The organism is Variovorax sp. 22077 (genome assembly GCF_052044195.1).
GTDB classification, from domain to species: Bacteria; Pseudomonadota; Gammaproteobacteria; order Burkholderiales; family Burkholderiaceae_C; genus Variovorax; species Variovorax atrisoli.
Window position 1 is genome coordinate 333,891 of sequence record NZ_JBQEQC010000003.1, and the last position, 25,791, is coordinate 359,681.

The 25,791-nt window shown below is 68.2% G+C and carries 27 protein-coding genes; 2 read left to right on the plus strand and 25 right to left on the minus strand.

The annotated features are described in order from the left end of the window. Window positions 1–69: 69 nt before the first annotated feature. From ACTJLF_RS06095 to ACTJLF_RS06150, 12 genes are all read right to left on the minus strand, one after another. Entirely contained in the window at window positions 70–717 is a 648-nt protein-coding gene (locus ACTJLF_RS06095) for a 2-hydroxychromene-2-carboxylate isomerase (RefSeq protein WP_440882680.1), read from the minus strand. After that, the gene (locus tag ACTJLF_RS06100; protein ID WP_126184803.1) at window positions 714–983 is read right to left on the minus strand and encodes a DUF1289 domain-containing protein; all 270 of its coding nucleotides are present in this window, start codon (window positions 981–983) and stop codon (window positions 714–716) included. Before ACTJLF_RS06100 ends, ACTJLF_RS06095 begins: the two co-directional genes overlap by 4 nt. Then, window positions 980–1,468, minus strand: coding sequence for a YbaK/EbsC family protein (locus ACTJLF_RS06105; RefSeq protein ID WP_019656393.1), 489 nt, complete (start codon window positions 1,466–1,468; stop codon window positions 980–982). The genes ACTJLF_RS06100 and ACTJLF_RS06105 overlap by 4 nt, the downstream gene beginning before the upstream one ends. A gap of 37 nt (window positions 1,469–1,505) precedes the next feature. Beyond that, the gene (gene rhtB / locus ACTJLF_RS06110; protein WP_440882681.1) at window positions 1,506–2,141 is read right to left on the minus strand and encodes a homoserine/homoserine lactone efflux protein; all 636 of its coding nucleotides are present in this window, start codon (window positions 2,139–2,141) and stop codon (window positions 1,506–1,508) included. 42 nt (window positions 2,142–2,183) lie between these two features. Then, window positions 2,184–3,104 carry a hydroxymethylglutaryl-CoA lyase gene (locus ACTJLF_RS06115; protein WP_019656395.1) on the minus strand — a complete coding sequence of 307 codons (921 nt, stop codon included), beginning with the start codon at window positions 3,102–3,104 and terminating at the stop codon, window positions 2,184–2,186. A gap of 139 nt (window positions 3,105–3,243) precedes the next feature. Continuing rightward, window positions 3,244–3,540: an acylphosphatase gene (locus ACTJLF_RS06120; RefSeq protein ID WP_440882682.1), complete on the minus strand. Its 297-nt coding sequence runs from the start codon at window positions 3,538–3,540 to the stop codon at window positions 3,244–3,246. A 16-nt stretch (window positions 3,541–3,556) separates the two neighbouring features. Continuing rightward, window positions 3,557–4,726 (minus strand): acyl-CoA dehydrogenase family protein, encoded by a 1,170-nt coding sequence (locus ACTJLF_RS06125; protein ID WP_440882683.1) that lies wholly within the window; start codon window positions 4,724–4,726, stop codon window positions 3,557–3,559. Beyond that, the gene (locus ACTJLF_RS06130) at window positions 4,723–5,949 is read right to left on the minus strand and encodes a CaiB/BaiF CoA transferase family protein (RefSeq protein WP_440882684.1); all 1,227 of its coding nucleotides are present in this window, start codon (window positions 5,947–5,949) and stop codon (window positions 4,723–4,725) included. Before ACTJLF_RS06130 ends, ACTJLF_RS06125 begins: the two co-directional genes overlap by 4 nt. A 127-nt stretch (window positions 5,950–6,076) precedes the next feature. Further along, window positions 6,077–7,093: a Bug family tripartite tricarboxylate transporter substrate binding protein gene (locus ACTJLF_RS06135; protein WP_132800912.1), complete on the minus strand. Its 1,017-nt coding sequence runs from the start codon at window positions 7,091–7,093 to the stop codon at window positions 6,077–6,079. Window positions 7,094–7,124: 31 nt separating this feature from the next. Beyond that, the gene (locus tag ACTJLF_RS06140; RefSeq protein ID WP_019656399.1) at window positions 7,125–7,523 is read right to left on the minus strand and encodes a cupin domain-containing protein; all 399 of its coding nucleotides are present in this window, start codon (window positions 7,521–7,523) and stop codon (window positions 7,125–7,127) included. Next, window positions 7,520–8,269 carry an IclR family transcriptional regulator gene (locus ACTJLF_RS06145; RefSeq protein ID WP_440882685.1) on the minus strand — a complete coding sequence of 250 codons (750 nt, stop codon included), beginning with the start codon at window positions 8,267–8,269 and terminating at the stop codon, window positions 7,520–7,522. Before ACTJLF_RS06145 ends, ACTJLF_RS06140 begins: the two co-directional genes overlap by 4 nt. Window positions 8,270–8,365: 96 nt before the next feature. After that, window positions 8,366–9,286, minus strand: coding sequence for a 2-hydroxyacid dehydrogenase (locus ACTJLF_RS06150; RefSeq protein ID WP_019656401.1), 921 nt, complete (start codon window positions 9,284–9,286; stop codon window positions 8,366–8,368). Between the two features lie 128 nt (window positions 9,287–9,414). Between ACTJLF_RS06150 and ACTJLF_RS06155 the strand changes: the two genes are divergently transcribed. After that, a complete protein-coding gene (locus ACTJLF_RS06155) occupies window positions 9,415–9,729 on the plus strand; it encodes an EthD family reductase (protein WP_126184809.1) in 315 nt (104 codons plus the stop codon). Window positions 9,730–9,751: 22 nt separating this feature from the next. On the opposite strand, the gene yfcF is transcribed toward ACTJLF_RS06155, so the two are convergent. The 9 genes from yfcF to ACTJLF_RS06200 all read right to left on the minus strand — a co-directional run bounded on the left by yfcF (window position 9,752) and on the right by ACTJLF_RS06200 (window position 21,018). Continuing rightward, window positions 9,752–10,381, minus strand: a complete 630-nt coding sequence (gene yfcF, locus ACTJLF_RS06160) for a glutathione transferase (protein WP_354425410.1) — start codon at window positions 10,379–10,381, stop codon at window positions 9,752–9,754. Window positions 10,382–10,464: 83 nt separating this feature from the next. Further along, entirely contained in the window at window positions 10,465–11,421 is a 957-nt protein-coding gene (locus ACTJLF_RS06165; RefSeq protein WP_440882686.1) for a DUF4349 domain-containing protein, read from the minus strand. Between the two features lie 72 nt (window positions 11,422–11,493). After that, a complete protein-coding gene (locus ACTJLF_RS06170; RefSeq protein ID WP_440882687.1) occupies window positions 11,494–13,506 on the minus strand; it encodes an acetyl-CoA carboxylase biotin carboxylase subunit in 2,013 nt (670 codons plus the stop codon). Between the two features lie 110 nt (window positions 13,507–13,616). Continuing rightward, window positions 13,617–14,291 carry a DUF4126 domain-containing protein gene (locus ACTJLF_RS06175; protein ID WP_019656406.1) on the minus strand — a complete coding sequence of 225 codons (675 nt, stop codon included), beginning with the start codon at window positions 14,289–14,291 and terminating at the stop codon, window positions 13,617–13,619. A gap of 25 nt (window positions 14,292–14,316) precedes the next feature. Further along, window positions 14,317–15,117, minus strand: coding sequence for an enoyl-CoA hydratase/isomerase family protein (locus tag ACTJLF_RS06180; RefSeq protein ID WP_440882688.1), 801 nt, complete (start codon window positions 15,115–15,117; stop codon window positions 14,317–14,319). Continuing rightward, a complete protein-coding gene (locus ACTJLF_RS06185) occupies window positions 15,114–16,232 on the minus strand; it encodes a dienelactone hydrolase family protein (RefSeq protein WP_440882689.1) in 1,119 nt (372 codons plus the stop codon). Before ACTJLF_RS06185 ends, ACTJLF_RS06180 begins: the two co-directional genes overlap by 4 nt. A 43-nt stretch (window positions 16,233–16,275) precedes the next feature. Then, window positions 16,276–17,898: a carboxyl transferase domain-containing protein gene (locus ACTJLF_RS06190; protein ID WP_019656409.1), complete on the minus strand. Its 1,623-nt coding sequence runs from the start codon at window positions 17,896–17,898 to the stop codon at window positions 16,276–16,278. Between the two features lie 117 nt (window positions 17,899–18,015). Continuing rightward, entirely contained in the window at window positions 18,016–19,698 is a 1,683-nt protein-coding gene (locus tag ACTJLF_RS06195; RefSeq protein ID WP_440882690.1) for an AMP-binding protein, read from the minus strand. Between the two features lie 147 nt (window positions 19,699–19,845). Continuing rightward, entirely contained in the window at window positions 19,846–21,018 is a 1,173-nt protein-coding gene (locus tag ACTJLF_RS06200; RefSeq protein ID WP_354411733.1) for an isovaleryl-CoA dehydrogenase, read from the minus strand. A 141-nt stretch (window positions 21,019–21,159) separates the two neighbouring features. Here ACTJLF_RS06200 and ACTJLF_RS06205 point away from each other — a divergent pair, with 141 nt between their 5' ends. Next, complete coding sequence (locus tag ACTJLF_RS06205; RefSeq protein WP_440882691.1) at window positions 21,160–22,188, plus strand: AraC family transcriptional regulator; 1,029 nt, start codon at window positions 21,160–21,162, stop codon at window positions 22,186–22,188. A 145-nt stretch (window positions 22,189–22,333) separates the two neighbouring features. On the opposite strand, the gene ACTJLF_RS06210 is transcribed toward ACTJLF_RS06205, so the two are convergent. The 4 genes from ACTJLF_RS06210 to ACTJLF_RS06225 form a co-directional block, all read right to left on the minus strand. Then, window positions 22,334–22,807: a hypothetical protein gene (locus ACTJLF_RS06210; protein WP_440882692.1), complete on the minus strand. Its 474-nt coding sequence runs from the start codon at window positions 22,805–22,807 to the stop codon at window positions 22,334–22,336. A 40-nt stretch (window positions 22,808–22,847) separates the two neighbouring features. Continuing rightward, window positions 22,848–23,174, minus strand: a complete 327-nt coding sequence (locus ACTJLF_RS06215) for a thioredoxin family protein (protein WP_354411726.1) — start codon at window positions 23,172–23,174, stop codon at window positions 22,848–22,850. 87 nt (window positions 23,175–23,261) lie between these two features. After that, window positions 23,262–23,954 carry an HAD family hydrolase gene (locus ACTJLF_RS06220; RefSeq protein WP_440882693.1) on the minus strand — a complete coding sequence of 231 codons (693 nt, stop codon included), beginning with the start codon at window positions 23,952–23,954 and terminating at the stop codon, window positions 23,262–23,264. A gap of 987 nt (window positions 23,955–24,941) precedes the next feature. Next, on the minus strand, window positions 24,942–25,712 hold the full coding sequence (locus ACTJLF_RS06225; protein ID WP_019658515.1) for an SDR family oxidoreductase: 771 nt from the start codon (window positions 25,710–25,712) through the stop codon (window positions 24,942–24,944). Between the last annotated feature and the right edge of the window lie 79 nt (window positions 25,713–25,791).

Below are 25,791 nucleotides of genomic sequence, written 5' to 3' on the forward strand. Positions count from 1 at the left end.
TGAAACCCGCGCGGCTCGTTTCAGCCTGTAGGAAATCGGGGCGCTTTCCCGCGTACCGCGGGTTTGTCCTCAGGCGGCCTTGCTGCTGCGCAGCAAGGCCGGGCGCTGGTCGGCCGAAGCCCAGTCCGGGCCGTCGAACCACGCGTCGCCCGAGAGGTAGGCGCGCAGCATCTGCAGGCCGTCGAAGCCCCAGAACAGGCGCCCGTCGACCACGTAGGTCGGCGTGCCGAAGACGCCCTGCTGCAGGGCCTCGTCGGTGTTGCGCTTGAGCAGGGCCTTGCTCTCGTCGCTGTTCGCGTCGCGCTTGGGCTTGAGCTGCCCGGTGAGCGCGGCAAGGCGTGCCGGGTCCGCGGCTTCCTCGCCGCCGCGCCAGACGTGGCGGAAGATGGTCTCGGCCACGAGGCGGCTGATGGTGCCGTCGTCGCTCGTGGCGACCGCCAGCCGCAGGTGCGCCAGCGGGTTGTAGGGATGCGAGGCCGGCATGCGGATCTCGATGCCGTGGGTGTGGCCGAGCCAGAGCACGTGGCGATAGGTCCAGCTGCGCTTCGACGGAATCTCCGCCGGCCCGAGCTGGCCGTGCTGCTTGAGCAGCGCGCCCAGCAGCACCGGCCTGTAGGCGACGCTGTAGCTCAGCCCCTCGAGCGCCTGCGGCAGGTGCTCGAAGGCGAGATGCGCATACGGAGAGATGAAGTCGAGATGGAAGTCGATGTGCTTCATGGGCTGCTGTCTCCTGGATTCGCCGCGGGCACGCGCCAGATGCCGGCCTTGGCCCGCAGCTCGATCGCCCGCCACACGTGGCGCCGGGTCTCGTCTTCCATCTTGCTCCAGCCCGCGATCTCGGGGATGGTGCGCAGGCAGCCTTCGCAGAAGCCGCTCAGGCGATCCATGCGGCAGACCGAGCAGCACGGCGAAGGCACGTCGCCCGCCGAGGCCTGCACCGCCACGGCTCGTTCGGCCAGCGTCTCGGCTTCCGCGAAGTTCACACCACGTCGGCCACCGGCGCGCCGGTGAGCTTCTCGAGGTCGTGCGGGCGCAGCTGGAACACCGCGTGCGGATGGCCGGCTGCCGCCCAGATCTCCTCGAAGCGGAAGAGCTCGCGGTCGATCAGCACCACGGGCGGCGTCAGGTGGCCCACGGGCGACACGCCGCCGATGGTGAAGCCGGTGCGCGACTTCACGAAGTCGGCGTCGGCACGGCCGGTCTTGCCGACCAGCGCATCGACCTTCTTCTCGTCCACGCGCTTGTCGCCCGAGGTGATGACCAGCACCGCCGACTCGTCGCTCTTGCGCCGGAAGATGATGCTCTTGGCGATCTGCCCGACCGAGATGCCGAGCGCGTCGGCCGCCTGCTGCGCAGTGCGGCAGGCGTCGTCGAGCATGCGTGGGGAATGGGGGTGGCCGGCATCCTGCAGGGCGCGGGAAACGCGCTGGACGCCTTCGGGGAGCTTATGGAGTTCGGATCCGCACATGATGGCTTCGAATCTATCAGGCTGAGAAGGGGCGCCCTCAGGCGCTGCGCTTGAACATGAACAGCATCGCGCCCATGGCCATCAGCACGCCGCCGAAGACGCGGTTCTGCGCCCGGCGCGCACGCACGCTGCGCAGCACGCCCTGCAGCCGCGCGGCCAGCCAGGCATAGCCGTGCATCACGGTCACGTCGACCATCACCGTCGTGGCCAGCAGCACCAGCAGCTGCAGCCACAGGGGCCGGGTCGGCTGGATGAACTGCGGCAGCACGGCCGCCATGAAGACGATGCCCTTGGGGTTGGTCACGTTGGTCAGGAAGCCGCGCAGCACGCGCTGCGATGCGCTGAGGTCGGGCTCGGCAGCCTCCGCCGCGTCGCCCTCGATCTTCGCGACGGGGGCGCGCCACTGGCGCCAGCCCAGCCACAGCAGATAGCACGCACCGACCACCTTGACGACCAGGAAGGCGCTGGCCGAGGCGGTGAGCACCGCGCCCACGCCGAGCCCGGCCACCAGCAGGATCACCGCGAGCCCCAGCTGCAGCCCGACGATGGTCGCCGTGGTGCGCCGCACACCATAGCTGAGCCCGTGGCTCATGCTGAGCACAGCGCCCGAACCGGGCGACACCGCGATGACGCAACTGGCCACCAGGAATGCAAGCCAGACATGCAGATCCACTACCTACTCCCGTTCATTCAATACAGCAATCGACAAGGAAATTCAGCCGGCCCGCTTCGTGCGGATGGCCTTCGACGCGCGCGAGTTCGGCTCGCGGCCGAGTGCCTCGCTGATGTAGACACCCGCGTCGATCAGCCGGTCGAGATCGATGCCGGTCTCGATGCCCATGCCGTGCAGCATGTAGACCACGTCCTCCGTCGCCACGTTGCCCGTCGCGCCCTTCGCGTAGGGGCAGCCACCCAGGCCGGCCGAGGACGACTGGAAGTTCCACACGCCCAGCTCAAGCGCCGCCAGCGTGTTGGCCAGCGCCTGGCCGTAGGTGTCGTGGAAGTGGCCGGAGATTGCGTCGACGCCGAAGTGCGCCAGCGTGGCCTCCATCGCCGCCTGCACCTTGCGCGGCGTTCCCACGCCGATGGTGTCGGCCACGTCCACGCGCTGCACGCCGATGCCCTTCATCAGCTGGGCGAGGTAGCCGACCTTGGCCGGCGCGATCTCGCCCTCGTAGGGGCAGCCGACCGTGCACGACATCGCGCCGCGCACCTGGATGCCCTTTTCGAGCGCCGCGGCCACCACCGGTGCGAAGCGCTCGATGCTCTCGGCGATGGAGCAGTTGATGTTCTTCTGGCTGAAGGCCTCGCTCGCCGCGCCGAACACCACGATCTCGTCGGGCCACTCCTCGCGCGGTGCGGCGATGGCCGCCTCGAAGCCCTTCATGTTGGGCGTGAGCACCGAATAGCGCACGCCGGGCCTGCGTTCGATGCCGTGCATCACCTCGGCGTTGTCGGCCATCTGCGGCACCCACTTCGGGCTCACGAAGCTGGTGACCTCGATCTCCTTCAGGCCCGCGTCCTGCAGGCGGTGCACGAGGCCGATCTTCACTTCGGCGGACACGGGCTGCTTCTCGTTCTGCAGGCCGTCGCGCGGGCCGACGTCGACGAGCTGGACTTTAGTGGGGAGTTTCATGGGGATGTCTCTTGTATCGCTGGAGGATGGAAGACCGCCCTGGATTGTCGGCCACATGGAAATCCCCTGTCCGCGGCGGCAGTCGGGGAAGGTAGCAATGCGCGCCTGCGAGGTTGCAAATGGCGCCAGGCAGCTGTTGCTAGGCCGTCTCCCTCTGCTCGAAGCCGTCGGGCAGCACCTGGGCCGCGATGGCGCCGGCCGGTTCGCCCGCGTCGAGCGCATCGACGCGCGCGCCCTGCGGTCCGCGACGCGCCCATCGGATCAGCTCCTCCACCGCGGAAGCCTCGCCGGCCGCCAGCGCCTCCACGCTGCCGTCGCGCCGGTTGCGCACCCAGCCGCGCAGCCCGATCCGCCTGGCCGCCTGCACCATCGACCAGCGGTAGCCCACGCCCTGCACGAGGCCGCGGATCAAGAGATGGCGGGTGACGGTGTTCATGGCTCGACAGAAGAGATCAGTACGACTTGGGCAGCCCCAGCGCCTTCTCGGCGATGAAGTTCAGGATCATCTGCGGGCTGACGGGGGCGATGCGCGGGATGTAGCTCTCGCGCAGCAGACGCTCCACATGGTATTCCTTCGCGTAGCCCATGCCGCCGAGCGTGAGCACCGCGTTCTGGCAGGCGTCGTGCGCCGCCTCTGCAGCGAGGTACTTGGCGGCGTTGGCCTCGGTGCCGCAGGGCTCGCCCGCGTCGTAGAGCGTGGCGGCCTTGAGCATCATCAGGTCGGCCGCCTCCAGGTTGGCCCAGGCGCGCGCCAGCGGATGCGCAACGCCCTGGTTCTGGCCGATGGGGCGGCCGAACACGACGCGCTCCTGCGCGTACTGCGAGGCGATGCGCAGCGCGGCGCGGCCGATGCCGATGGCTTCCGCCGCGATCAATATGCGCTCGGGGTTGAGGCCGTGCAGGATGTACTCGAAGCCCCGGCCCTCCTCGCCGATGCGGTCCTCCTCCGGCACCTCGAGCCCGTCGATGAAGAGCATGTTGGAGTCCACCGCCGCGCGGCCGAGCTTGTGGATCTCTCGCACCTCGACCTTGCTGCGGTCCAGCGGCGTGTAGAAGAGCGTGAGGCCCTGCGTGGGCTTCTTCACCTGGTCGAGCGGCGTGGTGCGCGCGAGGATCAGCATGCGGTCGGCCACCTGCGCGGTCGAGATCCAGATCTTGCGGCCGTGCAGCACGTAGCTGCCGCCGGGCTGGCGCACGGCCTGCGTCTTGAGGCGGGTGGTGTCGAGCCCCGCATCGGGCTCGGTCACCGCGAAGCAGGCCTTCTCGGTGCCCGCGATCAGCGGCGGCAGGAAGCGCTGGCGCTGCGCTTCGCTGCCGAACACCACCACCGGGTTGAGTCCGAAGATGTTCATGTGCACCGACGACGCGCCCGACATGCCCGCGCCCGATGCGCTGATGGCGCGCATCATCAGCGCCGCCTCGGTGATGCCAAGTCCCGCGCCGCCCTGCGCCTCGGGCATGGCGATGCCTAGCCAGCCGCTCTCGGCCACTGCGCGATGGAACTCGTGCGGGAACACGGCGCGGTCGTCGTGGTCGCGCCAGTAGTCGATGGGGAAGTCCTCGCAGAGGCGTTCGATGGCGGCGACCAGCGAGCGCTGGTCTTCGTTGAGGGAGAAGTTCATTCTTCGCTGTCTTTCGTGGGTTCCGGTTGCAGCGTGACGCCGCGCTCGAGCATGCGTTCGATGGCCTCGTCGCCATAGCCCGCCTCGCGCAGCAGCTCCACGCTCTGCTCGCCGATGCGCGGCGCCGGCCGGCGGATGCCGGCCGGCGTGGCGCTGTAGCGGCCGACCGGCGCGAGCGTGCGGATGCGGCCTTCGCTCGGATGGTCGAGCTCGGGATAGAAGCCGACGGCGCGCAGGTGCGGGTCGTCGAGCAGGCTTTCGGTGCTGTGCAGGCGCGCGACCGGGATGTCGGCGCCGGACAGCGCGGCGAACCATTCGTCGCTGGTGCGCGTGGCCATCACCTCGGCCACGAAGGCGTACACCGCGCCGATGTTCGCGGCGCGTGCCGTGTGCGTGCCGAACATCGGCGAGTCGCGCAGCTCGGACCGGCCGATCACGTCGAAGAAGGCCTGCCAGTGCTTGTCGTTGTAGATCAGCACGCTGAGGTAGCCGTCGGCCGTGGCGTAGGGCTTGCGGTGCGGCGCGAGCAGGCGCGCATAGCCGGTGGGGCCCAGCGGCGGCTCGAAGCTGTGGCCGCCGAGGTGATCGCCCATCACGAACTGCGACAGCGCCTCGAACATCGGCACCTCGACCGCCTGCCCCTTGCCGGTGCGCTGCGCGTGCAGCACGGCCGCGAGCAGCGCGATGGCCGCCTGCAGCCCCACCGCGCGGTCGGCCAGCGTGACGGGCGCATAGCGCGGCGCGCCGCCGCTTTGCTGCGCGAAGAGAGAGGCGACGCCGGCCGCCCCCTGGATCAGGTCGTCGTAGGCCGGCTTGCCTGCATAGGGCCCCTGCTCGCCATAGCCGAAGGCGCCGAGGTAGACGATCTTCGGGTTCACCGCCGACACCGCCTCGTAGCCGAGCCCGAGCCGTGCCATCGCCTGCGGCCGCGTGTTGTAGATCAGCGCGTCGCAGCCCGCTGCGAGCCGCAGGCAGGCCTCACGGCCCTCGGGCTGCTTGAGGTCGAGCACGATGGAGCGCTTGTTGCGGTTGAGGTGCATCGCCATCGCACCCATGCCCGGGTTGCGCATCGGCCCGACGGCGCGCAGGTTGTCGCCGCCGGGCGGCTCGACCTTCACGATGTCGGCGCCGAGGTCGCCCAGCGTCTGCGTGGCGTAGGGGCCCATCACCACGGCCGTGAGGTCGAGGATGCGGATGCCTTGAAGAGGTCCGGAGGTATTCATGTCTTGGTCTTGGCTCCTTCCCCCTCTGGGGGAAGGCTGGGATGGGGGCAGGCAGAGCGCCCATCGGGTACGCCGCTTGCCCCCACCCCTGCCCTTCCCCAGCGGGGGAGGGAGAAATTCAGTTCGCTCATTCGGGTTGAATGCCTGCGGCCTGGATCAGCTTCTTCCACTTCGCCAGCTCCGACACGGTGAACGCGCCCAGCTCTTCCGGCGTGCTGCCGAAGGCGTCGAAGCCCAGCTTCGCCACGCGCTCGCGGAACACCGGGCCGTTCGCCATCTCGGCCAGCACCTTGTTGAGCTTCAGCACGATGTCGCGCGGTGTGCCGGCCGGCGCGAACACGCCGTTCCACGAGGTGATGTCGAAGCCCTTGAGCTCGGGCGTGTCGGCCAGCGGCGGCAGCTCGGGGAAGAGCTTGGTGCGCTCCTGCGTGGTGACGGCGATCGCGCGCATCTTGCCGGCCTTCACCGTGGCCAGGCCCGCGGCGAGGTCGACCACCATCATCGACACCTGCCCGCCGATCAGGTCGGCGATGGCCGGCGGCGTGCTCTTGTAGGGCACGTGCAGCATCGGCACGCCGCTCATGCGCGAGAGCGTGGCGCCGCTGACGATGCCGGTGCTGTTGCCGCTCGCGTAGGTGAGCTTGCCCGGGTGCGCGCGGCCCCAGGCCAGCAGCTCGGCCACGCTCTTCACGGGCAGGTCGTTGTTCACCACCAGCATGAAGGGCAGGTTGCCCATGCGGCTGACCGGCGCGAAGTCCTTCACCGGGTCGTAGGGCAGCGACTTCATCAGGCTCGGGTTGGCCGAGTGCGTGGTGTTGGTCGTCATGAACAGCGTGTAGCCGTCGGGCGCTGCCTTGGCGACGTACTCGGCCGCGATCACGCCGTTGGCGCCCGCCCTGTTGTCGATGATGACCGAGCCCTTCAGCGCATCGCCGAGCATCTGCCCCGCGATGCGCGCCACCGCGTCGGTGCCGCTGCCGGCGGCGAAGGGCACGACGATGCGTATCGGCTGCCTGGGGTAGCCGTCCTGCGCGAAGGCCCAGGGCATGGCTCCCGCGAGGCCGGCGGCCGCACCGATGGAAATGAAACGGCGACGGTTCGCCATCGCGGCCGGTTGCCCGGTCGCGTTCTTCGTTGTCTGCATGCTTTGTCTCCGGTTGTTGCGCTGTCGGTTCTCAGGGCCGGATCACGCGCTCCGGCGATTCCTCGTAGGGCGGGCTGTAGATCACCAGCACGCGCACCGGCTCGTCGCTCACCACGGTGAAGGTGTGCATCGCGTCGGCGGGAAAGAAGCAGCTGTCGCCCGGGTGCAGCTCCTGCCGCTGCCCGCCCACCTCGGCGACCGCGCGGCCTTCGAGCATGTAGCAGACCTGCTCGATGCCCGGGTGCGCGTGCGGCAGGGCGCCCTTGCCCTTCTGGATGTGGCCCACCAGCACCTCGAGCTGCTTCGCGCCCACGGTCTCGGGGCCGATGAGGCGCTTGTTCAGCGTGCCGGTGTGGTTGGCGGGGTGGTAGCCGGCGATCTCGGCTTCGCGGACGAAATAGCGGGGGGTTGCGGCGGTCGTTGCTGTCATCGGGGGCTTTCGTTCTTGGGTTCGATGGCGAGGCATGCGGAGCGCAGCATCGCGGCGATCTCCTCGATGCGTGACTCCATGCGGTAGCGCGGGCCGGCGACGGAAATGGCATAGGCCTCGCCGCCGATGCGCAGCGGCCAGGCCAGGCCGATCAGGTCGGGAATGCTCTCGCCGACGTTGCCGTACCAGCCGCGGACGGCGGAGCGCTGCAGCTCGGCCTCGATGGCCTCGGCAGTGGTGAGCGTGGCGTCGGTCAGCGGCGCGAGCGTCGCGCCTTCGAGCAGCCGGCGGCGCTCATCGGGGTCCATCGTGGACAGCAGCGCGCGGCCGATGGAGTTGGCGTAGGCCGGGCGCGTCTCGCCCGACTCTGCCGTGTAGCGGATGCTCTGCGGCGCGCTCAGCACCTCCAGGTACACCACCTGGCCCGCGTCGCGGAACTTGCCGAAGACCACCGTCTCGCGCGCGGCGTCGCGCAGTTCCTCGAGCGTGGCCTTCACCCGGTCGAGCACCGGGTCGTGGGCGGCGATGACCTGCGCCATCGCCAGCAGCCGGCCGGTCGGGTAGTAGCCCTGGCGGCGGCCGGTCTCGTACATGTAGCCCTGCTCCTCGAGCGTGCGAATCAGGCCCAGACAGCTCGACACCGGCATGTCGAGCAGCCGCGCCATCTCGGAAAGAGCCAGCGGCTGCTTCTCCCGGGCGAAGAGCTCGACGATCTCGATCACCCGAAACGCAGTTTTCACAGTCATGAAAAGATTTTCATACTTGTGAAAAATCAATGTTTCAGGGTTTCCCCTGCCCGCGATGCACTCCGGCGGGCCCGGAGGGAGGCCGTGCCCCCGTCGTCAGTAGCCGCGCGCCGGATCGACCACGCCAGAGATCGGCAGCCCCTGCTCCATCGCGCGGATCTTCCCGGCGATCTGCGCGATGGACTCCTCGCGCAGCGTGCGCGCCGAGCCGTGCGGCGTCACGGTGATCTTCGGATGGCGCCAGAAGGCGTGGTCGGAAGGCAGCGGCTCGACCTGGAACACGTCGAGCGTCGCCCCCGCGAGCCGGCCCGCGTCCAGCAGCGGGATCAGGTCGTCCTCCACCAGGTGGCCGCCGCGCGCGATGCTGATGAGATAGCCCTCGGGCTTCAGCTTGCCCAGCGTGTCGCGGTTGAGGATGCCGCGCGTCGCATCGGTCAGCGGCAGCAGGTTGACCAGCACGCGCGTGGACGACAGGAACTCGTCGAACTGCGCCTCCCCGCTGAACACGCGCACGCCCTCGATCTGCTTCGGCGAGCGGCTCCAGCCCAGCACCGGGAACTCGAACTGGCCCACGGCCTTCGCCACGCGCTCGCCGAGCACGCCCAGCCCCATGATGCCCACCGGGAAGTCGCGCCGCATCTTCGGCTTGCGGTAGCTCCACTTGCCCTCGCGTGCATCGGCCTCGTAGACGTCGAACTCGCGGAAGTGGCGGATCAGCGTGTGGCAGACGTACTCGGCCATCTGCACCGACATGCCCGCGTCGTCGAGCCGCACGATGCGCGTGTGCGCCGGCACCTTCAGCTTGAGCAGCGCATCGACGCCCGCGCCGATGTTGAAGATGCCGCGCAGCTTCGGCTGCTCGTCGAGGAACTCCTGCGGCGGCGCCCACACCACGGCATGGTCGGCCTGCGGCGCGCCGGGCTTCCAGGCTTCGATGACGGCATCGGGGAGTTCGGCCTTCAGGCCTTCGACCCAGGGTTCGGGGCGGTTGTCGGTGAGGTAGACGGTGATTCGCATGGGCGCGCATCTTAGGGCCTGACCACGCTCGCGCCGGGTCGCGCCCGCGTCGCCCCGGCATCGCCCCCGGGTTGTGCGGGCATGGGCCATCTCCTATCCTCGAACGCCCACCTCCGGAGACTCCTGCAATGATCAAGTTCAGCGTGATGTACCCCCATACCCCCGGCGCACGGTTCGATCACGACTACTACCGCGACAAGCACATGCCCCTGCTCAAGGCCCGCATGGGCGATGCCTGCCTCTCGTACACCATCGACAAGGGCCTCGCCGGCGGCGCGCCGGGCTCCGCGCCCGCCTACGTCGCCATGTGCCACGTCTTCGCCGAATCGGTCGAATCGTTCCAGAAGTCCTTCGGCCCGCACGCGAAGGAAATCCTGGGCGACGTGAAGAACTACACCGACATCGCGCCGGTGTCGCAGGTCAGCGAAGTGGTGGTGGGCTGACGGATTCGCCGCCGCCGCAGGCTCAGCGCGGCGGCCGCTCCAGCGCCACCCAGCGCTGCACCGAGGGCCGCTGCCACTGGCGGTCGGCGTAGGACGCCAGCCGCTTCGGCACGGCGTCGCCGTTCATGACCAGGCGGTTGAGCATCAGCGCCAGGTCGACGTCGGCGATCGACCAGTCGCCGAACAGGTTCTCGGCACCTTCGGGCAGCAGCGCCTGCGCGACCTGGAAGAGCGTCTTGGCCGCATGGTGGGCGGCTGCGGACAGCGGCACGCCGGCCGGGCCGTAGAAGATCACCTCCGTGGAGCGCTCCTGGCGCACCGGCATCAGGTCGCTGCGAAGCCAGGCCTGCAGCTGCCGAGCACGGGCACGCGCCCGGGGGTCGCGCGGATACAGCGCGATGCCGGCGAAGGTCTCGTCGATGTACTCGGTGATGGCGGACGATTCGGAGAGCGCGAAATCGCCGTGCAACAGCGTCGGCACGCGCTGGGTCAGCGACAGCTGCGAGAAGCCGGCCGCCCGGTGCTCCAGCGCCCCCAGGTCGACGGCGGAGATGTGGAAGTCCAGTTGCTTCTCGTGCAGCGCCACGTACACGGACATGGCATAGGGGCTGACGAACTGGGCGTCCACATAGAGGCGTAGCGGGTCCGGCATCGGGAAGAAGGCTCCTGCGCGAATGGGTGCCTTTAAAACAAAAGGCCTTGAAGCGGTAGGTGCGCGATCTTACTGACTGATTCTTAGCTGGCGCGGCGGCGGCGCCACAGCACCCGCGCCAGCCAGCCCAGCGGCAGCACCACCAGCAGCAGCCAGGGCAGCACCGCCGCGATGAAGGTGATGAGCGAGCCCACGCTTTCAGACAGCACCGAGCCCGCGTTGCGCAGCGCATTGCGCATCGGGCTGTAGCCGTCGCCGCTGCTCACCAGCGCCCGCTTGGCCGTGAACTGGATCTGGATGTGCTGCTTGCTGGTCTGCTGCGCCAGCACCTTGCGCTGCGTGGCGATGGCGTCGAGCTCGGCCTGGGTGTCCGACAGCGTGCGCTGGATGGCCAGCAGGTCGGTCATGGTGCGCTTGGTGACGGTGTCGCGCAGCATCGTGCGCAGGCTGTCGCGGAACTCGGTGCGGTTCTTGATGCGGGCCTCGACGTCGATCACCTCGGCGGTCTTGTCCTCGCTGGTGGTGGTGTGCGAGACCACGCTGGCCACGCCGGCGAGGCCGCCGAGCAGCCTGTCGACGTCGGCGGGCTCCACGCGCATCTCCAGCATGGCATTGCCGGGCTGCTGCGGCGTCTCGCGCAGCAGCGACGACGACAGCAGCTCGCACTTCAGCGTACCGCACAGGTCGCGCACCTTGCCCCAGGCATCGGCCAGTTGCTCGGCCGGCACCTCGACGCTCAGATCCTGGCGCACGGCCAGGAAGCGCTGCAGGGGCGTGCCGTCCTGTTGTGCTTCGGAGGCCGAAGGCTCGGCGGCAGGCTCGACCGAGCGCATGCGCTGGTCCTTCATGGCCATGCCGCCGGCATAGCCGGCCGCGGCCTGCATGGGCGCCGGCGGCGGAGCCGATTCGGCGACCACGCCGGCTTCACCGCCGTTGCGGTTGCATCCCGCCAGCGACAGCGCGGCCGACAGGGCCAAAAGGGCCAGCAGGGCGATGCCCGCATGACGGCGGACGAGGAAAGTGGGCATGCGATAGGTCATGGAAGGTGTTCCCTTGAATGTTGACTACCGCAGCTGATACGGGCGGGCGCCCGCAACGGGGTTAAATTTTTTTCAGGCAGCCGCCACCGCCGCCGCGCTCATGCGCAGCAGTTCGTCGCCCTCGGCCACCTGCTCGCCCGGCGCGAACATCAGCTCCTCCACCGTGCCGTCGGCCGGCGCGGCGATGGTGTGCTCCATCTTCATGGCCTCCATCACCGCCAGCGGCTGGCCGCGGCTGACCTTGTCGCCGGCCTTGACCGCGAAGGACACCACCTTACCCGGCATCGGCGCGGTGAGCCGGCCGCCTTCGGCCTGCGTGTCGCCCGCGTGGGCCAGCCGGTCGATGGCGGTGATCTTCGTCGCGCCCTTCGAGGCGAAGACGTGGGCCACGGCGCCATCGAGGTGCACGTCGAGCGTCTGGCGGCTTCCGGCGAACTCCACCTCGAACTCGCCGGTCGGGAACTGGCCGATGACCAGCGGACCTTCGGCACCGCCGGCTTCGAGCCACAGGCTGCCGTCGCGCCTGTAGGTCAGCACGGCGGTCTGTTCGGCACCGCGGAACTCGAAGTCGAAGTGCCGCCGGTACTCGCCCAGCGAACGCCATCCGTCGCGCCGCGCGAAGGGCTCGGGCAACTTGCCGGGCCATTCGGCGATCAGCGTGCGCGTGATCGCGGCGGCAGCGGCCAGCGGCAGCCCCAGCGGCTCGCGGTCGAACAGCACCGCCCGCTCGCGCTCGATCAGCGCAGTGTCGAGGTCGGCTTTCGAGAACGACTGCGTCGCCAGGATGCCGCGCAGGAACTGCACGTTGGTCGCCACGCCCACGATCTGCACCTGTGCCAGCGCCGCGTCGAGCCGGGCCAGCGCTTCCTCGCGCGTGCTTCCGTGCACGATCAGCTTGGCGATCATCGAGTCGTAGAAGGGCGAGATCTCGCCGCCCTCGCGCACGCCGTCGTCGATGCGCACGCGGCTGCGCTGGAAGGCGGTGGCCTGCGGCTTGCGGTAGACGCGCAGCGTGCCTGTGGCCGGCAGGAAGTTGTTGTCGGGGTTCTCGGCGCAGATGCGCGCCTCGATGGCGTGGCCGTGGATCTGCAGTTCCGACTGCTTCGCGGGCAGCGCCTCGCCGGAGGCCACGCGCAGTTGCCATTCGACGAGATCCTGGCCCGTGATGGCCTCGGTCACCGGATGCTCCACCTGCAGCCGCGTATTCATCTCCATGAAGAAGAAGTTCATCTCGCCGCCCTCGCGCTGCTCGACGATGAACTCCACAGTGCCCGCGCCCACGTAGTTCACGGCGCGCGCTGCCGCCACTGCCGCCTCGCCCATCTGCTTGCGCATCGCCTCCGTCATGCCGGGCGCGGGCGCTTCTTCGAGCACCTTCTGGTGGCGCCGCTGCACCGAGCAGTCGCGCTCGAACAGGTAGACGCAGTTGCCGTGCGTGTCGCCGAACACCTGGATCTCGATGTGCCTCGGGCGCTGCACGTACTTCTCGATCAGCACCGCGTCGTCGCCGAAGCTGTTGATGGCCTCGCGCTGGCACGAGGCGAGCGCGGCTGCGAAGTCTTCGGCCTTGTCGACCGCGCGCATGCCCTTGCCGCCGCCGCCCGCGCTGGCCTTGATGAGCACCGGGTAGCCGATGCGGTCCGCCTCGCGCTGCAGCAGCTGCGGGTTCTGGTCGTGGCCGTGGTAGCCGGGCACCAGCGGCACGCCGGCCTTCTCCATCAGCTGCTTCGACTCGGCCTTCAGGCCCATCGCCTTGATGGCCGAGGGCGGCGGGCCGATGAAGACCAGCCCGGCATCGGCGCAGGCCTGCGCGAACTCCTCGTTTTCGCTCAGGAAGCCGTAGCCCGGGTGCACAGCCTCTGCGCCCGTGGCCTTGGCGGCCTCGAGGATCTTTTCCCAGCGCAGGTAGCTGTCCTTCGGCGCACTGCCTCCAATGTGCACCGACTCGTCGCAGGCGCGCACGTGGTTGGCGTGCGCGTCGGCATCGGAATACACGGCGACCGTGCGGATCGCCATGCGGCGGGCAGTCGCGGCAACTCGGCAGGCGATTTCACCGCGATTGGCGATAAGGATTTTTTTAAACATGGTGGACTTTCGCGGTGGAATCGCCTGCGCACGCTGCGCGTGCCAGGCAATCTGGCTGCGCCGCTGCGCCGCTTCGCGGCTGGTCGCCACGGTTCGCAATGAGGATCTTCTTAAACATTCGGAGTGTCTCCCGGAGGATTCTTTTTCAGTTGAAACGCGGGCACCACGCCCGGATCGGGCCGGCCGCTGAAGATGCGGGCCACGCGGGCGAACAGCGCCTTGAGGAAGCGCCAGCTCTTGCGGATGAGCCACACGCTCGCCACAAGCACCAGCACGAACAGCACGAGGAAGACGAAGGGATGCGCCACCGCGAGCCACAGCCCCGCGGGCACCATCGTGTCTTCCGCCAGAGAGGCGCCGACGTTCGAGAACGGCTCGGGCGAAGTGTTGATGGCCGCGCGCGTCGTGGCCTTGGCCGCATGCGCCGTGGCCGCGAAGCTGCCGCCCAGCAGCGCCGCGACGATCGCCATCACGCCGTGGTCCACACCGAACACGCTGGCCGCGAGCGCCGCGCCCGCCGGGATGCGGATCGCCGTGTGCACGACGTCCCACAGCGAATCGAGGCCGGGGATCTTGTCGGCGAAGAATTCGATAAAGACCATGAAGCCGCTGGCTGCGATCACTACCGGATGCGCCAGCAGCTGCAGCCCGCCCGGCAGCGGCACCCAGCCGAAGTAGCCGGCCAGGCCCGTCAGCAGCACGACCAGGTAGAGCCGCACGCCGCTGGCCCAGCCGATGGCGGCGGCCAGTGCGAGCAGCTGCGGCATGTCGAGGCTGGTGTTCATGGCGCGACCTCCGGAGGATGGGTCTTCAGGACTTGTTCGCTTCGAGCCACGAGGGCTTGCGCTTCTGCAGGAAGGCCTGCACGCCTTCGCGGCCTTCGTCGCTCGCGCGGATGTCGGCGATGCCCTCGACCGTCTTCGCGATCAGCGCATCGTCGATCTCGCGGCCGGCCACGTCGGCGATCAGCTGCTTGCAGGCGCGCACCGCGGCAGGGCTCGCACCGGTCAGTGCTTTCACGAGCTCGTCGAGCTTCGCATCGAGCGCGTCCGCGCTCGCCACTTCGTGCACGAAGCCGATCCGATGCGCCTCCGCCGCGGTGAAGCGCTCGGCCGTGAGGAAGTAGCGCTGCGAGGCGCGCGTGCCCATCGCGCGCAGCACGTACGGGCTGATGGTCGCGGGCACGAGGCCGATCTTCACTTCGCTCAGGCAGTACCAGGCGGTATCGACGCTCACCGCCATGTCGCATGCGGCAACGAGGCCCATGCCGCCCGCATACACATCGCCCTGCACGCGCGCGATCGTCGGCTTGGGGCACTCGGCGATGGTGCGCAGCATCGCGGCCAGCTTGCCCGCGTCGGCGATGTTCTCGTCGCGCGTGTAGTCGGCCATGCGGCGCATCCAGTTGAGGTTCGCGCCCGCGCAGAAGGCCGGGCCGTTCGCGCCCAGCACGACGGCCTTGACCTGCGGCGCGGCACCGGCTTCGGTGAAGGCACGCGTGAGTTCGGCGATGACGACGTCGTCGAAGGCGTTGCGCGCATCGGGCTGGTCGAGCCAGATGCGGGCGATGGCGCCTTCGAAGTTCAGTTGGAGTTTGGTGTATTCGTTCATGGTGTCGATTTCCAGACGACGTTGCCGTCGACGGCATAGAGCTGGCATCCGCCGGACCGCGCCTTGCGCGCGCAGCTTTCCATGGCGCGGCCGCGCGGATCCTCTCCGCCCCAGGCGGAGCCCCAGCCGCCCTGCGCGCTGGCGGCGAAGGCGCGGGGAGACGACTTGCCCAGGAAGACGCGGTAGCCATCGAGCGCGGCTGCGCTCTGGTCCGGCAGGCGTTCCATCGCATCGAGCGCCGCATAGCCGCTGGCCGGCATCGGCGGTTCCGCTTCGTAGCGCGCGAACTCCGCGCGCGGTTCGTCGGGCAGGCCGATCTCGCGCAGGAACCTGGCGACCTCAGGCTGCCAGATGCGTGCGCCGTCAGCAGCACCGAACATCGAATGCGAGTCGCCTCCGAAGGTGCCGAAGGCGATCAGCCTCGCCTTGCCGCCCGCAGCCGTGTAGCTCTCGTGCATGCCCTTCCATGCGAAGGGCGGGAAGTAGCTGTCGTTGTCGCCGTAGAACCAGAGCGAAGGCACGCCGGTCTGCTTGCCGTAGCTGCCGGCCGCGCCGATCAGGCCCTGCTGCCAGCCGACGCATTGCTCCTGCTTGAGCCCACCGGCGAAGTCGATCAGCCCCTTCACGCCCGGATAGTCCAGCGTGCCGAAGGCCAGCGTGGTCCAGCCGCCGTGCGACTGGCCTGCCACCACGATGCGCGTCTTGTCGGCCCAGGGTTGCGCCGTCACGTAGTCGAGAACGGCAGCAACGTCACCGGCCTGCTCGCGGCCATTGCTCTCCACGTTGCAGCCGCCGCCGATGTAGCTGCCGGAAGATTTGGAGAAGCCCTGCCGCATCGACACCACCACGGCGTAGCCTCGAGCCAGGAAGAAGCGGACCGCACCCAGCGGCCTGTAGCGGCCCTGGAAGCGCGGATCGCCCCCAGCCTTGCCGTGGTTGATCACGGCGATCGGAAACGGCCCGGCGCCATCGGGCCGGTAGATCGTGGTCTCCAGCTCGGTCGTGAACAGGCCGGACTTCTTCGGCACCATCACCATCGATTCCAGCAGCGCAGCCGCGCCCAGCGCCTGCGTGCATGCCAGCGCGGCAGCGGCAAGCCCGAGCAGGGCCGCCATCCGCCGAATCCTTGAGCCGATCATGGGCGCGAGCGTCATCGCCTCACATCCGGAAAATGCCGAACTTCGGCTCCGGCACCGGCGCGTTGCGCGAAGCGGCCAGGCCCAGCGCCAGCACGCGGCGCGTGTCGGCCGGATCGATGATGCCGTCGTCCCAAAGCCGCGCAGTGGCGTAGTAGGGGTGGCCCTGGTCTTCGTACTGCTGGCGGATCGGCGCCTTGAAGGCTTCTTCCTCTTCCTTGCTCCAGCTGCCGCCCTTGCCCTCGATGCCGTCGCGCTTCACGGTGGCGAGCACGCTCGCGGCCTGCTCGCCGCCCATCACGCTGATGCGCGCGTTGGGCCACATCCAGAGGAAGCGCGGACTGTACGCGCGGCCGCACATGCCGTAGTTGCCGGCACCGAAGCTGCCGCCGATGATGATGGTGAACTTGGGCACGTTGGCGGTGGCCACGGCGGTCACCATCTTGGCGCCGTGGCGCGCGATGCCCTCGTTCTCGTACTTGCGGCCCACCATGAAGCCGGTGATGTTCTGCAGGAACACCAACGGAATCCTGCGCTGGCAGCACAGCTCGATGAAGTGCGCGCCCTTCTGCGCCGATTCGGAGAACAGGATGCCGTTGTTGGCGACGATGCCCACCGGCATGCCCTCGATCTCGGCGAAGCCGCAGACCAGCGTGGCGCCGAAGCGCGCCTTGAACTCGTGGAACTCGCTGCCGTCGACGATGCGCGCGATGATCTCGCGCACGTCGAAGGGCTTGCGCGTGTCGGTGGGGATCACGCCATAGAGCTCCTCGCGCGGGTACGCGGGCTCGCGCACCTCGGCCTTCGCCGGGGCTGGTGCGGCCTTGGCGTTGAGGTTCGCCACCGCCGCGCGCGCGAGCGCCAGCGCATGCAGGTCGTTCTGCGCGAGGTGGTCGGCCACGCCCGACAGGCGCGTGTGCACGTCGCCGCCGCCCAGGTCCTCGGCCGTCACCACTTCGCCTGTGGCAGCCTTCACCAGCGGCGGGCCGCCCAGGAAGATGGTGCCCTGGTTCTTCACGATGATCGATTCGTCGCTCATCGCCGGCACGTAGGCGCCGCCGGCCGTGCACGAGCCCATCACCACCGCGATCTGCGGGATGCCCTGGGCGCTCATGTTGGCCTGGTTGTAGAAGATGCGGCCGAAGTGCTCGCGGTCGGGGAACACCTCGTCCTGGTTCGGCAGGTTGGCGCCGCCCGAGTCGACGAGGTAGATGCACGGCAGGCGGTTCTGCTCGGCGATCTCCTGCGCGCGCAGGTGCTTCTTCACCGTCATCGGGTAGTAGGTGCCGCCCTTCACCGTCGCGTCGTTGCACACGATCATGCAGTCCACGCCGTTGACGCGGCCGATGCCCGCGATGATGCCGGCGCCCGGCGCGGACTCCACGCCCTTGCCGTCGAGGTACATCGCATGCGCGGCCAGCGGCGCGATCTCCAGGAAGGGCGTGCCCGGGTCGAGCAGCTCGGCCACGCGGTCGCGCGGCAGCAGCTTGCCGCGTGCCGTGTGCTTGGCGCGCGCGGCCTCGCCGCCGCCCTGCTCCACTTTCGCGAACTGTGCGCGCAGGTCGTCGACCAGTGCGCGCATGGCAGAGGCGTTGGCCTGGAAGTCCGCCGAGCGGGCGTTGAGTTTGGTTTCGAGTTGGGTCATGTTGGAATCAAATTCGGGGGCAGGAGGCAGAGGACGCGAAGAATTCAGTCGAACGGTCCGGTTGTCCTTTCGCGTCTTTCGCGAAACCTTCGAGCCCTGCGCGTCCGGCATCCGTCTTCATGCAGTACGAGCCTCGTCCAGCCCCAGCTGCGCCTTCATCTCGTCGCGGATCTTGAACTTCTGTATCTTGCCGGTCACGGTCATCGGGAACTCGGCGACGAAGCGGATGTACTTCGGCACCTTGTAGTGTGCGATCTGGCCCTTGCAGAACTCGCGGATGTCGTCTTCGGTGGCGCTCTGGCCGGGCTTGACGATGATCCACGCGCACAGCTCCTCGCCGTACCTGGGGTCGGGCAGGCCGACCACCTGCACGTCCTGCACCTTCGGATGGCGGTAGAGGAACTCCTCGATCTCGCGCGGGTAGATGTTCTCGCCGCCGCGGATCACCATGTCCTTGATGCGGCCGACGATGTTGACGTAGCCCTCTGCGTCCATGGTGGCGAGGTCGCCGGTGTGCATCCAGTGCTCGGCGTCGATGGCCTCGCGGGTCTTCGCCTCGTCGTCCCAGTAGCCGTGCATCACCGAATAGCCGCGCGTGCACAGCTCGCCCGACTTGCCCGGCGGCATGATCGCGCCGGTCTCGGGGTCGACGATCTTCACCTCCAGGTGAGGCTGCACCGTGCCCACGGTCGACACGCGGCGGTCCAGCGGCGTGTCGGTGCTGCTCTGGCAGCTCACGGGGCTGGTCTCGGTCATGCCGTAGGCGATGGTGATCTCGCCAAGGTGCATCTCGCTGACCACGCGCTTCATCACCTCGATGGGGCACGGCGAGCCCGCCATGATGCCGGTGCGCAGCGTCGAGAGGTCGAACTCCTTGAAGCGCGGATGGTCGAGTTCGGCGATGAACATCGTCGGCACGCCGTGCAGCGCGGTGCACTTCTCGGCCTGCACCGTCTCCAGCACCGTCAGCGGGTCGAAGCCGTCGTTCGGGTACACGATGGCCGAGCCGTGCGTGAGGCAGGCCAGGTTGCCCAGCACCATGCCGAAGCAGTGGTACAGCGGCACCGGGATGCACAGCCTGTCGGCTGGCGAGAGCTTCATGCACTCGCCGATGAAGAAGCCGTTGTTCAGGATGTTGCGGTGGGTGAGCGTCGCGCCCTTCGGGAAGCCGGTGGTGCCGCTGGTGAACTGGATGTTGATCGGATCGGTAGCCTTCAGCGTCTTCTGCACCTGCGCGACGCGCGGGTCGCCGGCGTCGCCGCTCGCGAGCAGCTGCGAGAACCGCTGCATGCCGGGCTGCTCCTCGCCCTCGCCCGGCTTCGCATCGATCCAGAAGGTGTGGGCCAGCTGCGGAAGGCGCGTTGGGCCCAGCTCGCGCAGCATGCCGAGGTAGTCGCTGGTCTTGAACTGCGCCATCGTCACCAGCGCCTTGCAGCCGACCTTGTTGAGCGCGTATTCGAGCTCGGAGGTGCGGTAGGCCGGGTTGATGTTGACGAGGATCAGGCCGGCCTTCGCGGTGGCGATCTGCATCAGCACCCATGGCACGTTGTTGTGCGACCAGATGCCGACGCGGTCGCCGGGCACGAGGCCCAGCTTCAGCAGCGCGCTGGCGAGGCGGTTCGACTCGGCCTGCAGTTCGCGGTAGGTGTAGCGCCTGCCTTCATGGCGGCTGACGAGCGCCTCTCGATCGGGCTGCTTCGCGACCATGTCGTCGAAGAAGTCGCCGATGGTCTGTTCGATGAGGGGGACGTCGGTGGCGCCCTTGCCGTAGCTCTCGGTCAATGCAGCGGTCATGCTCATTTCCTTCCTTGTCTCCTTGTCTGGCACCTTCCCCCTCCGGGGGAAGGTGGGGATGGGGGCAGGCGGCGCTGGTTCAGCGCAATGCCTCATTCGACGCTGCTTGCCCTCACCCCAGCCCTCCCCCAGAGGCGGAGGGAGAAAAACATCCTAGGCCGTCTCTGCGAAAAGCTCGCGGCCGATCAGCATGCGCCGGATCTCGCTCGTGCCCGCGCCGATCTCGTACAGCTTCGCGTCGCGCCACAGCCGCTCGACCGGAAACTCCTTGGTGTAGCCCACGCCGCCCAGCGCCTGGATCGCCTCGCCGGCCATCCACGTCGCCTTCTCGGCCGAGTAGAGGATGGCGCCGGCCGCGTCCTTGCGGAAGGTGCGCGCATGGTCGTTGCGGTCGCAGGCCTTGCCCACGGCGTAGACGTAGGCGCGCGTGGCCTGCCAGGTCGAGTACATGTCGGCGATCTTGCCCTGCATCAGCTGGAATTCGCCGATGCTCTGGCCGAACTGCTTGCGCTCGTGGATGTAGGGGATCACCGCGTCCATGCATGCGGCCATAATGCCCAGCGGGCCGCCCGAGAGAACGGCGCGCTCGTAGTCGAGGCCGCTCATCAGCACCTTGGCGCCCATGCCTTCGCCGCCGAGCACGTTCTCTTCGGGCACCTCGCAGTTGTCGAAGAACAGCGGGAAGGTGTTGGAGCCGCGCATGCCCAGCTTGTCGAGCTTGGTGCCGGCCGAGAAGCCCTTGAAGCTCTTCTCGACGATGAAGGCCGTCATGCCGCGTGCGCCCATCTCGGGCTCGGTCTTGGCGTAGATCACCAGCGTATCGGCATCGCCGCCGTTGGTGATCCACATCTTGCCGCCGTTGAGCACGTAGTAGCCGTTCTTCTTCTCGGCCTTGAGTTTCATGCTCACCACGTCGGAGCCGGCGTTGGGCTCGCTCATGGCCAGCGCGCCCACGTGCTCGCCGCTCACCAGCTTGGGCAGGTACTTCTTCTTCTGCGCCTCGCTGCCGTTGCGGTGGATCTGGTTCACGCACAGGTTGGAGTGCGCGCCGTACGACAGGCCCACCGAGGCCGACGCGCGCGAGACCTCCTCCATGGCCACGATGTGGGCCAGGTAGCCCAGCTCGGTGCCGCCGTACTCCTCCTTCACCGTCATGCCGTGCAGGCCGAGGTCGCCGAGCTTCTTCCAGAGGTCGTGCGGGAACAGGTTCTCGCGGTCGATGTCGGCGGCGCGGGGTGCGATCTCGTTGGCGGCGAAGTCCTGGATCGCGCTGCGCAGCGAGTCGATGGTCTCGCCCAGGTCGAAGTTCAGTCCGGGATCGTGCATGGGTCTTGTCTCCTCTGAGGTCGGCGCGCAGAGCTACCCGCGCGGAATGGCGCTTGCTTGAAAGACCGCAGCTTACGCTTCGCCGTGCCTCAATTGGCGCCACAATGGTTGCAAATTGCGCCACGAGCCGCCCGCCAAGTCATGTCCCATCCGTCGTTCCTCCGCCCCACCCGCGCCGTCACGCCGATGGCGTTCGTGAGAGCCATCGTGCAGGCCTACGAGGGGTACGGCAAGGACCCCACCGAGGCCCTGAAGGCGGCACAGATCACGCCGCGCGAACTGACCCGGCCGGGCGCACGGGTCACTGCCGCGCAATTCGAGGCGCTGTCGAGCCACGCCATGCAGGAGCTCGACGACGAGACGCTCGGCTGGTTCACGCGGCGTCTGCCCTGGGGCAGCTACGGCATGCTGTGCCGCGCCTCGCTGAGCTCGCCCAATCTGGGCGTGGCCCTCAAGCGCTGGTGCCGCCACCACCGGCTCCTGACCGACGACATCGGCCTGTCGCTCGACGTGGCCGGCGGCCTGGCCACGCTTCGCATCGCGGAGCACCGCGCACTCGATCTCGCCTTCCGCGAGTTCTGCCTGGTGACCATCCTGCGCTTCGTGCACGGCTACATGTGCTGGGCCATCGATTCGCGCATCTCGCTGCGCCACGCGAGCTTTCCGTTCGCTGCGCCGCCGCACAGCGACGCCTATCCGCTGATGTTCACGCCCGACGTGCGCTTCGGCGCGCCGCAGGCCGGCATCGCCTTCGACGAGCGCTACCTCGCCCTGCCGCTGCAGCGCGACGAACGCGCGCTGCGCACCATGCTCAAGCGCGCGCTGCCGCTCACCATCCTGCAATACCGCCGCGACCGCCTGCTGGGCCAGCGCGTGCGCGAGCTGCTGCGCTCGCGCGCTGGCGAAGCCACCACTGCGGAGGCGCTGGCCGCGCTGCTCAACGTGTCGGGCCGCACGCTCCACCGCCAGCTGCACGAGGAAGGCACCTCGCTGCAGGCGCTGAAGAACGAAGTGCGCCACGAGATGGCCATCGAGCAGTTGCGCCGCACCACGCGGCCGATCAAGCAGGTGGCGCTGGCAGTGGGCTTCCGCAACGAGAAGAGCTTCTCGCGTGCCTTCCAGCAGTGGACGGGGCAGGCGCCGCGGGACTTCAGGCTGCGGGACAAGTAGGGAGCTGCGTCGGGGCCGGGATCGGACAGCCGTACGCAGAGGGCGCGAAGGTTTCGCGAAGGACGCGAAAGGAAAAACCGAAAGACGGTCTTGGTTTCTTCTGCGGATTTAGCGCAGATTTTCTCGGTCGATGACTGGTGCGATTTCAGCCGGCTCGCATCGACAGGGGTTGCTCTTCGCGCAGGAGCCGATCGAGCGTCGAGACCTGCCACGCGAACTCCTCGGCGAAGGCGTCGGGATCGGTGATGGCGTAGGCGCCGTATGCGTAGACGGTCGCATAGGCCGCGTATTCGGCGGCCTGCAGCGCGCGGCCGGCGACGGCCTGGTAAACGGCATAGGTCGCGGAGACCGCTGCGTGCGCCGTTCCGTCGATGGAGCGGGAACCCGGATGGCTGCCGGCCACCAAGGCCATCCGCTGTTCGGCCGATGCCAGGACGGCGGAATCGGCCTTGCCCTCGAGGAATGCGCCCAGCACGTCCAGCCCTTCCACGGCCTCGGGCGACTCCAGCAGGTGCCGCACGCGCTGTGCGCATGCATGGCCGAAGCGCAGCCGCAGTTGCGTGTGCGCCTGCGCGTCGAGATCGGCCGTCTTCGCGAGCCGATGCAGTTCGGTGTTCATGAGACTGCTGCCGCGCCGCGCGGATGTACCGCGTGAAGCTTCAGGCCGGTTGATCGATCAGCGCCAGCGCATCGGCGATCGACTTGCTGTCTTCCGGACGGACCAGCTTCGCGACCTCCCTGCCGTCGCGCATGAACACCAGCGTGGGCCACAGCCGCACGTTGAACGAGCGGCCCAGCGGCCGGCCGCTGCCGTCCTCCACCTTGATGCGGCGCACGTTCGGGTATTTGGCGAACGCTTCGGTGATGTTCGGCTGGGCCGCCTTGCAGATGCCGCACCAGTTGGTGCCGAACTCGACCACGGCGGGGCCGGTGAGCGCGTCGATCTCGCTGCGGTCGGGCTGCTCGGTTTTGTATTCGGAGGTCATGGGTGCTTGGTTCCTTGCTTCCTGCGGGCCGGCCTTCCGTCTCGTGTGTTCGGGAGCTGGCCAGTCTCCCTGCATTCCAACAGAAACTCAGGCGGCCTGCAGTCCGTACCCAGAAAGCAGCGCAGGCAGTTCGGACATGTCGCTGAACACCCTCACCGCCCCCACGCTTAGCAGCGGCCCCGGTCCGCTGTGGCCCGATTCGCCCGTGCTGTAGCCGAACACCGTCGCACCCGCCGCCACCCCGGCCATCGCCCCGGTGACCGTGTCCTCGACGATGGCGCAGCGCCCGGGCTCCACCTCCAGCGCCTTGGCCGCCGCGAGGTACACGTCGGGGTGCGGCTTGGAGCGCGGCATCTCGTGGCCGCTGAAGATGCGCCCTTCGAAGTACTCCAGCAGCCCGACCTTGGCGAGCTGCAGTTCCACCTTGTGGCGGTCGGCGCCCGAGGCGCAGGCGATCCGGCCGTCGAGCCTGGCGTGGATCTCGCGGATGGCTTCGGGGGCGCGCGGAATCGCGACGAGGTCGCGCTCCAGGGCCTCGTTGCGCCGGGCGCGGAAGGTCTTGAGCCAATCGTCGGTGATCCTGAAGCCGGTCTTCCGCTCGATCAGTGCGGCTTCGTCCTTCACGGCCTTGCCCGTGAAGGTGTTCATCGATTCTTCGGTGGTGATTTGCCAGCCCAGCTCGCCGAGCATTTCGGCGAGGACGCGGTTGGTGATGGGTTCGGAGTCGACGAGGACGCCGTCGCAGTCGAAGAGGACTGCTGAGAAGGGGAAGGAGGGCATTGCTTTTGGGGCCTGACTTGGGGACTGGCCTTGATGGTAGCAATCGGCTGTTGGGCTGGCTTCTTCTGCCGAGGTCGGGTCTTGGCCTTTTGCTAACTCATTGCGCTAGCGTTTGGCTTGATTAGACGCTGTGGGGTGGTTGCCTCTCGGGGGGCCCCGGCAGGCTTTTGCCTTGACGAGAAGCTTTTGAGTGTTTGCTTCCCGAGGCCGGGTCTCGGCCCGGCGGCCGACCTACTTTTCTTTGCTTCGCCAAAGAAACGTAGGCAAAAGAAAGGCGACCCTGCTGTCTGCGTCCCTTCGCTTCGCTACGGGCAACCTGCGGTGCTCGACGTAGGAGGGGGTCCGCAGAACTCGCTCCACTGCGTTGCGCTCAGACAGCTGCGGCCCTTGTCCCTCCTACGTCTGCGCTCCTCGGCGCAGCCAGAAGGGAGCGACCCGCGCCATCGCTTCGCTCGGCTTCTTGAGCAGCCTGGGCTGGCCTTCGCTTTGCTCGGCCAGGGATTTGGGCCGCGGATTGATTTCGAGCCTGCGTTCAGGATCGTTGTCTTCGGTGAGATGCTGATGCGCTCGAGGTGCACAAGAAGACTCTCGGCTCCCGGCACCGCTGCGTACCACCAGCAAGCGCCCCTCGAAAAGACCCGCGGCGACCTCTCAATTCATTCCAAGCACTGTAGGCGCGCAGCGCCTGCAGTGCCTTGGAGGCCGAGCGCAGCGATGGCCCGACCGTCTCCCTTCCCCTCTGGCTGCGCCGAGGAGCGCAGCGTTTCGCGGATCAGGGCTCGCCCTTGTCTGAGCGAAGCGAGTTTGGGCGAGACCCCGCGAAACGCGAGCACCGCAGGTTGCCCCGTAGCGCAGCGAAGGGGTCGCAGACAGTGGGGTCGCCTTTTCTTTGCCTACTTTCTTTTGGCGAAGCAAAAGAAAGTAGGTCGCCCGCCGGGGCGAGTCCCGGCCCCGGGAAGCAAGCAGCCAGCAACAACAACAACCAACTCACCGAGCGTGAGTAACCCCCCCATCCACCACCAACGTAGACCCCATCACATAGTCCCCAGCCCTGGAAGCCAGGTAGATCGCAGCCCCCGCCATGTCCTCCGGCACCCCGATCCGCCCCGCAGGAATCCGCCCCTTGATCTCATCCCCGTGGTCACGAGCCACCTTGTTCATGTCCGAAGCAAACGCCCCAGGCGCAATCGCGCTGACCACGATGCGGTCCTGCGCCAGCCGCAGCGCCATCCGGCGAGTCAGCTGGATCAAGCCCGCCTTGCTGGCCGCATAGGAGTACGTCTCCTGCGGATTGATCGAAATCCCGTCGATCGAGGCGATGTTGATCACCTTCGCCAGGTGGTCCGTCGCGGCCTTCTTGAGCATCGGGGTGAGGGCCTTGGTCAGGAAGAACGGCGTCTTCAGATTCAGGTCGACCACCTTGTCCCAGCCGCTTTCGGGGAACTCCTCGTATGGCGCGCCCCAGGCAGCGCCGGCGTTGTTCACCAGGATGTCCAGCGAGCCTTCGTGCTTCGCATAGGCATCGACCAGCGCCTGCGCACCCTCGAGCGTCGACACGTCGGCCGGCAGCGACACGCAGTGCCCGAATGCCGAAAGCTCCTTCGCCGTCTGGTCGCAGGCCGCGGCCTTGCGCGCCGAGATGTAGACGCGCGCGCCCTGCGCGAGGAAGCCCTCGGCGATCATGCGGCCGATGCCGCGCGAGCCGCCGGTGATGAGCGCGGTGCGGCCCTTCAGCGAGAAGAGTTGGGTGGTGTCCATGGTGCGGATGTCTCCTGAATGAGTGATCGGGTTCAGGAAACCGAGCTTATTGTGCGTCGCGTCGCGCTCGCCGCACCTC

What these genes read in the sequence shown, in the direction of transcription:
- ACTJLF_RS06095 (WP_440882680.1), bottom strand. Translation starts at nt 717, where the DNA reads ATGAAGCACATCGACTTCCATCTCGACTTCATCTCTCCGTATGCGCAT.
- ACTJLF_RS06105 (WP_019656393.1), bottom strand. Translation starts at nt 1,468, where the DNA reads ATGTGCGGATCCGAACTCCATAAGCTCCCCGAAGGCGTCCAGCGCGTT.
- ACTJLF_RS06115 (WP_019656395.1), bottom strand. Translation starts at nt 3,104, where the DNA reads ATGAAACTCCCCACTAAAGTCCAGCTCGTCGACGTCGGCCCGCGCGAC.
- ACTJLF_RS06120 (WP_440882682.1), bottom strand. Translation starts at nt 3,540, where the DNA reads ATGAACACCGTCACCCGCCATCTCTTGATCCGCGGCCTCGTGCAGGGC.
- ACTJLF_RS06125 (WP_440882683.1), bottom strand. Translation starts at nt 4,726, where the DNA reads ATGAACTTCTCCCTCAACGAAGACCAGCGCTCGCTGGTCGCCGCCATC.
- ACTJLF_RS06130 (WP_440882684.1), bottom strand. Translation starts at nt 5,949, where the DNA reads ATGAATACCTCCGGACCTCTTCAAGGCATCCGCATCCTCGACCTCACG.
- ACTJLF_RS06135 (WP_132800912.1), bottom strand. Translation starts at nt 7,093, where the DNA reads ATGCAGACAACGAAGAACGCGACCGGGCAACCGGCCGCGATGGCGAAC.
- ACTJLF_RS06140 (WP_019656399.1), bottom strand. Translation starts at nt 7,523, where the DNA reads ATGACAGCAACGACCGCCGCAACCCCCCGCTATTTCGTCCGCGAAGCC.
- ACTJLF_RS06145 (WP_440882685.1), bottom strand. Translation starts at nt 8,269, where the DNA reads ATGACTGTGAAAACTGCGTTTCGGGTGATCGAGATCGTCGAGCTCTTC.
- ACTJLF_RS06150 (WP_019656401.1), bottom strand. Translation starts at nt 9,286, where the DNA reads ATGCGAATCACCGTCTACCTCACCGACAACCGCCCCGAACCCTGGGTC.
- ACTJLF_RS06155 (WP_126184809.1), top strand. Translation starts at nt 9,415, where the DNA reads ATGATCAAGTTCAGCGTGATGTACCCCCATACCCCCGGCGCACGGTTC.
- yfcF (WP_354425410.1), bottom strand. Translation starts at nt 10,381, where the DNA reads ATGCCGGACCCGCTACGCCTCTATGTGGACGCCCAGTTCGTCAGCCCC.
- ACTJLF_RS06165 (WP_440882686.1), bottom strand. Translation starts at nt 11,421, where the DNA reads ATGACCTATCGCATGCCCACTTTCCTCGTCCGCCGTCATGCGGGCATC.
- ACTJLF_RS06170 (WP_440882687.1), bottom strand. Translation starts at nt 13,506, where the DNA reads ATGTTTAAAAAAATCCTTATCGCCAATCGCGGTGAAATCGCCTGCCGA.
- ACTJLF_RS06175 (WP_019656406.1), bottom strand. Translation starts at nt 14,291, where the DNA reads ATGAACACCAGCCTCGACATGCCGCAGCTGCTCGCACTGGCCGCCGCC.
- ACTJLF_RS06180 (WP_440882688.1), bottom strand. Translation starts at nt 15,117, where the DNA reads ATGAACGAATACACCAAACTCCAACTGAACTTCGAAGGCGCCATCGCC.
- ACTJLF_RS06185 (WP_440882689.1), bottom strand. Translation starts at nt 16,232, where the DNA reads ATGGCGGCCCTGCTCGGGCTTGCCGCTGCCGCGCTGGCATGCACGCAG.
- ACTJLF_RS06190 (WP_019656409.1), bottom strand. Translation starts at nt 17,898, where the DNA reads ATGACCCAACTCGAAACCAAACTCAACGCCCGCTCGGCGGACTTCCAG.
- ACTJLF_RS06195 (WP_440882690.1), bottom strand. Translation starts at nt 19,698, where the DNA reads ATGAGCATGACCGCTGCATTGACCGAGAGCTACGGCAAGGGCGCCACC.
- ACTJLF_RS06200 (WP_354411733.1), bottom strand. Translation starts at nt 21,018, where the DNA reads ATGCACGATCCCGGACTGAACTTCGACCTGGGCGAGACCATCGACTCG.
- ACTJLF_RS06205 (WP_440882691.1), top strand. Translation starts at nt 21,160, where the DNA reads ATGTCCCATCCGTCGTTCCTCCGCCCCACCCGCGCCGTCACGCCGATG.
- ACTJLF_RS06210 (WP_440882692.1), bottom strand. Translation starts at nt 22,807, where the DNA reads ATGAACACCGAACTGCATCGGCTCGCGAAGACGGCCGATCTCGACGCG.
- ACTJLF_RS06215 (WP_354411726.1), bottom strand. Translation starts at nt 23,174, where the DNA reads ATGACCTCCGAATACAAAACCGAGCAGCCCGACCGCAGCGAGATCGAC.
- ACTJLF_RS06220 (WP_440882693.1), bottom strand. Translation starts at nt 23,954, where the DNA reads ATGCCCTCCTTCCCCTTCTCAGCAGTCCTCTTCGACTGCGACGGCGTC.
- ACTJLF_RS06225 (WP_019658515.1), bottom strand. Translation starts at nt 25,712, where the DNA reads ATGGACACCACCCAACTCTTCTCGCTGAAGGGCCGCACCGCGCTCATC.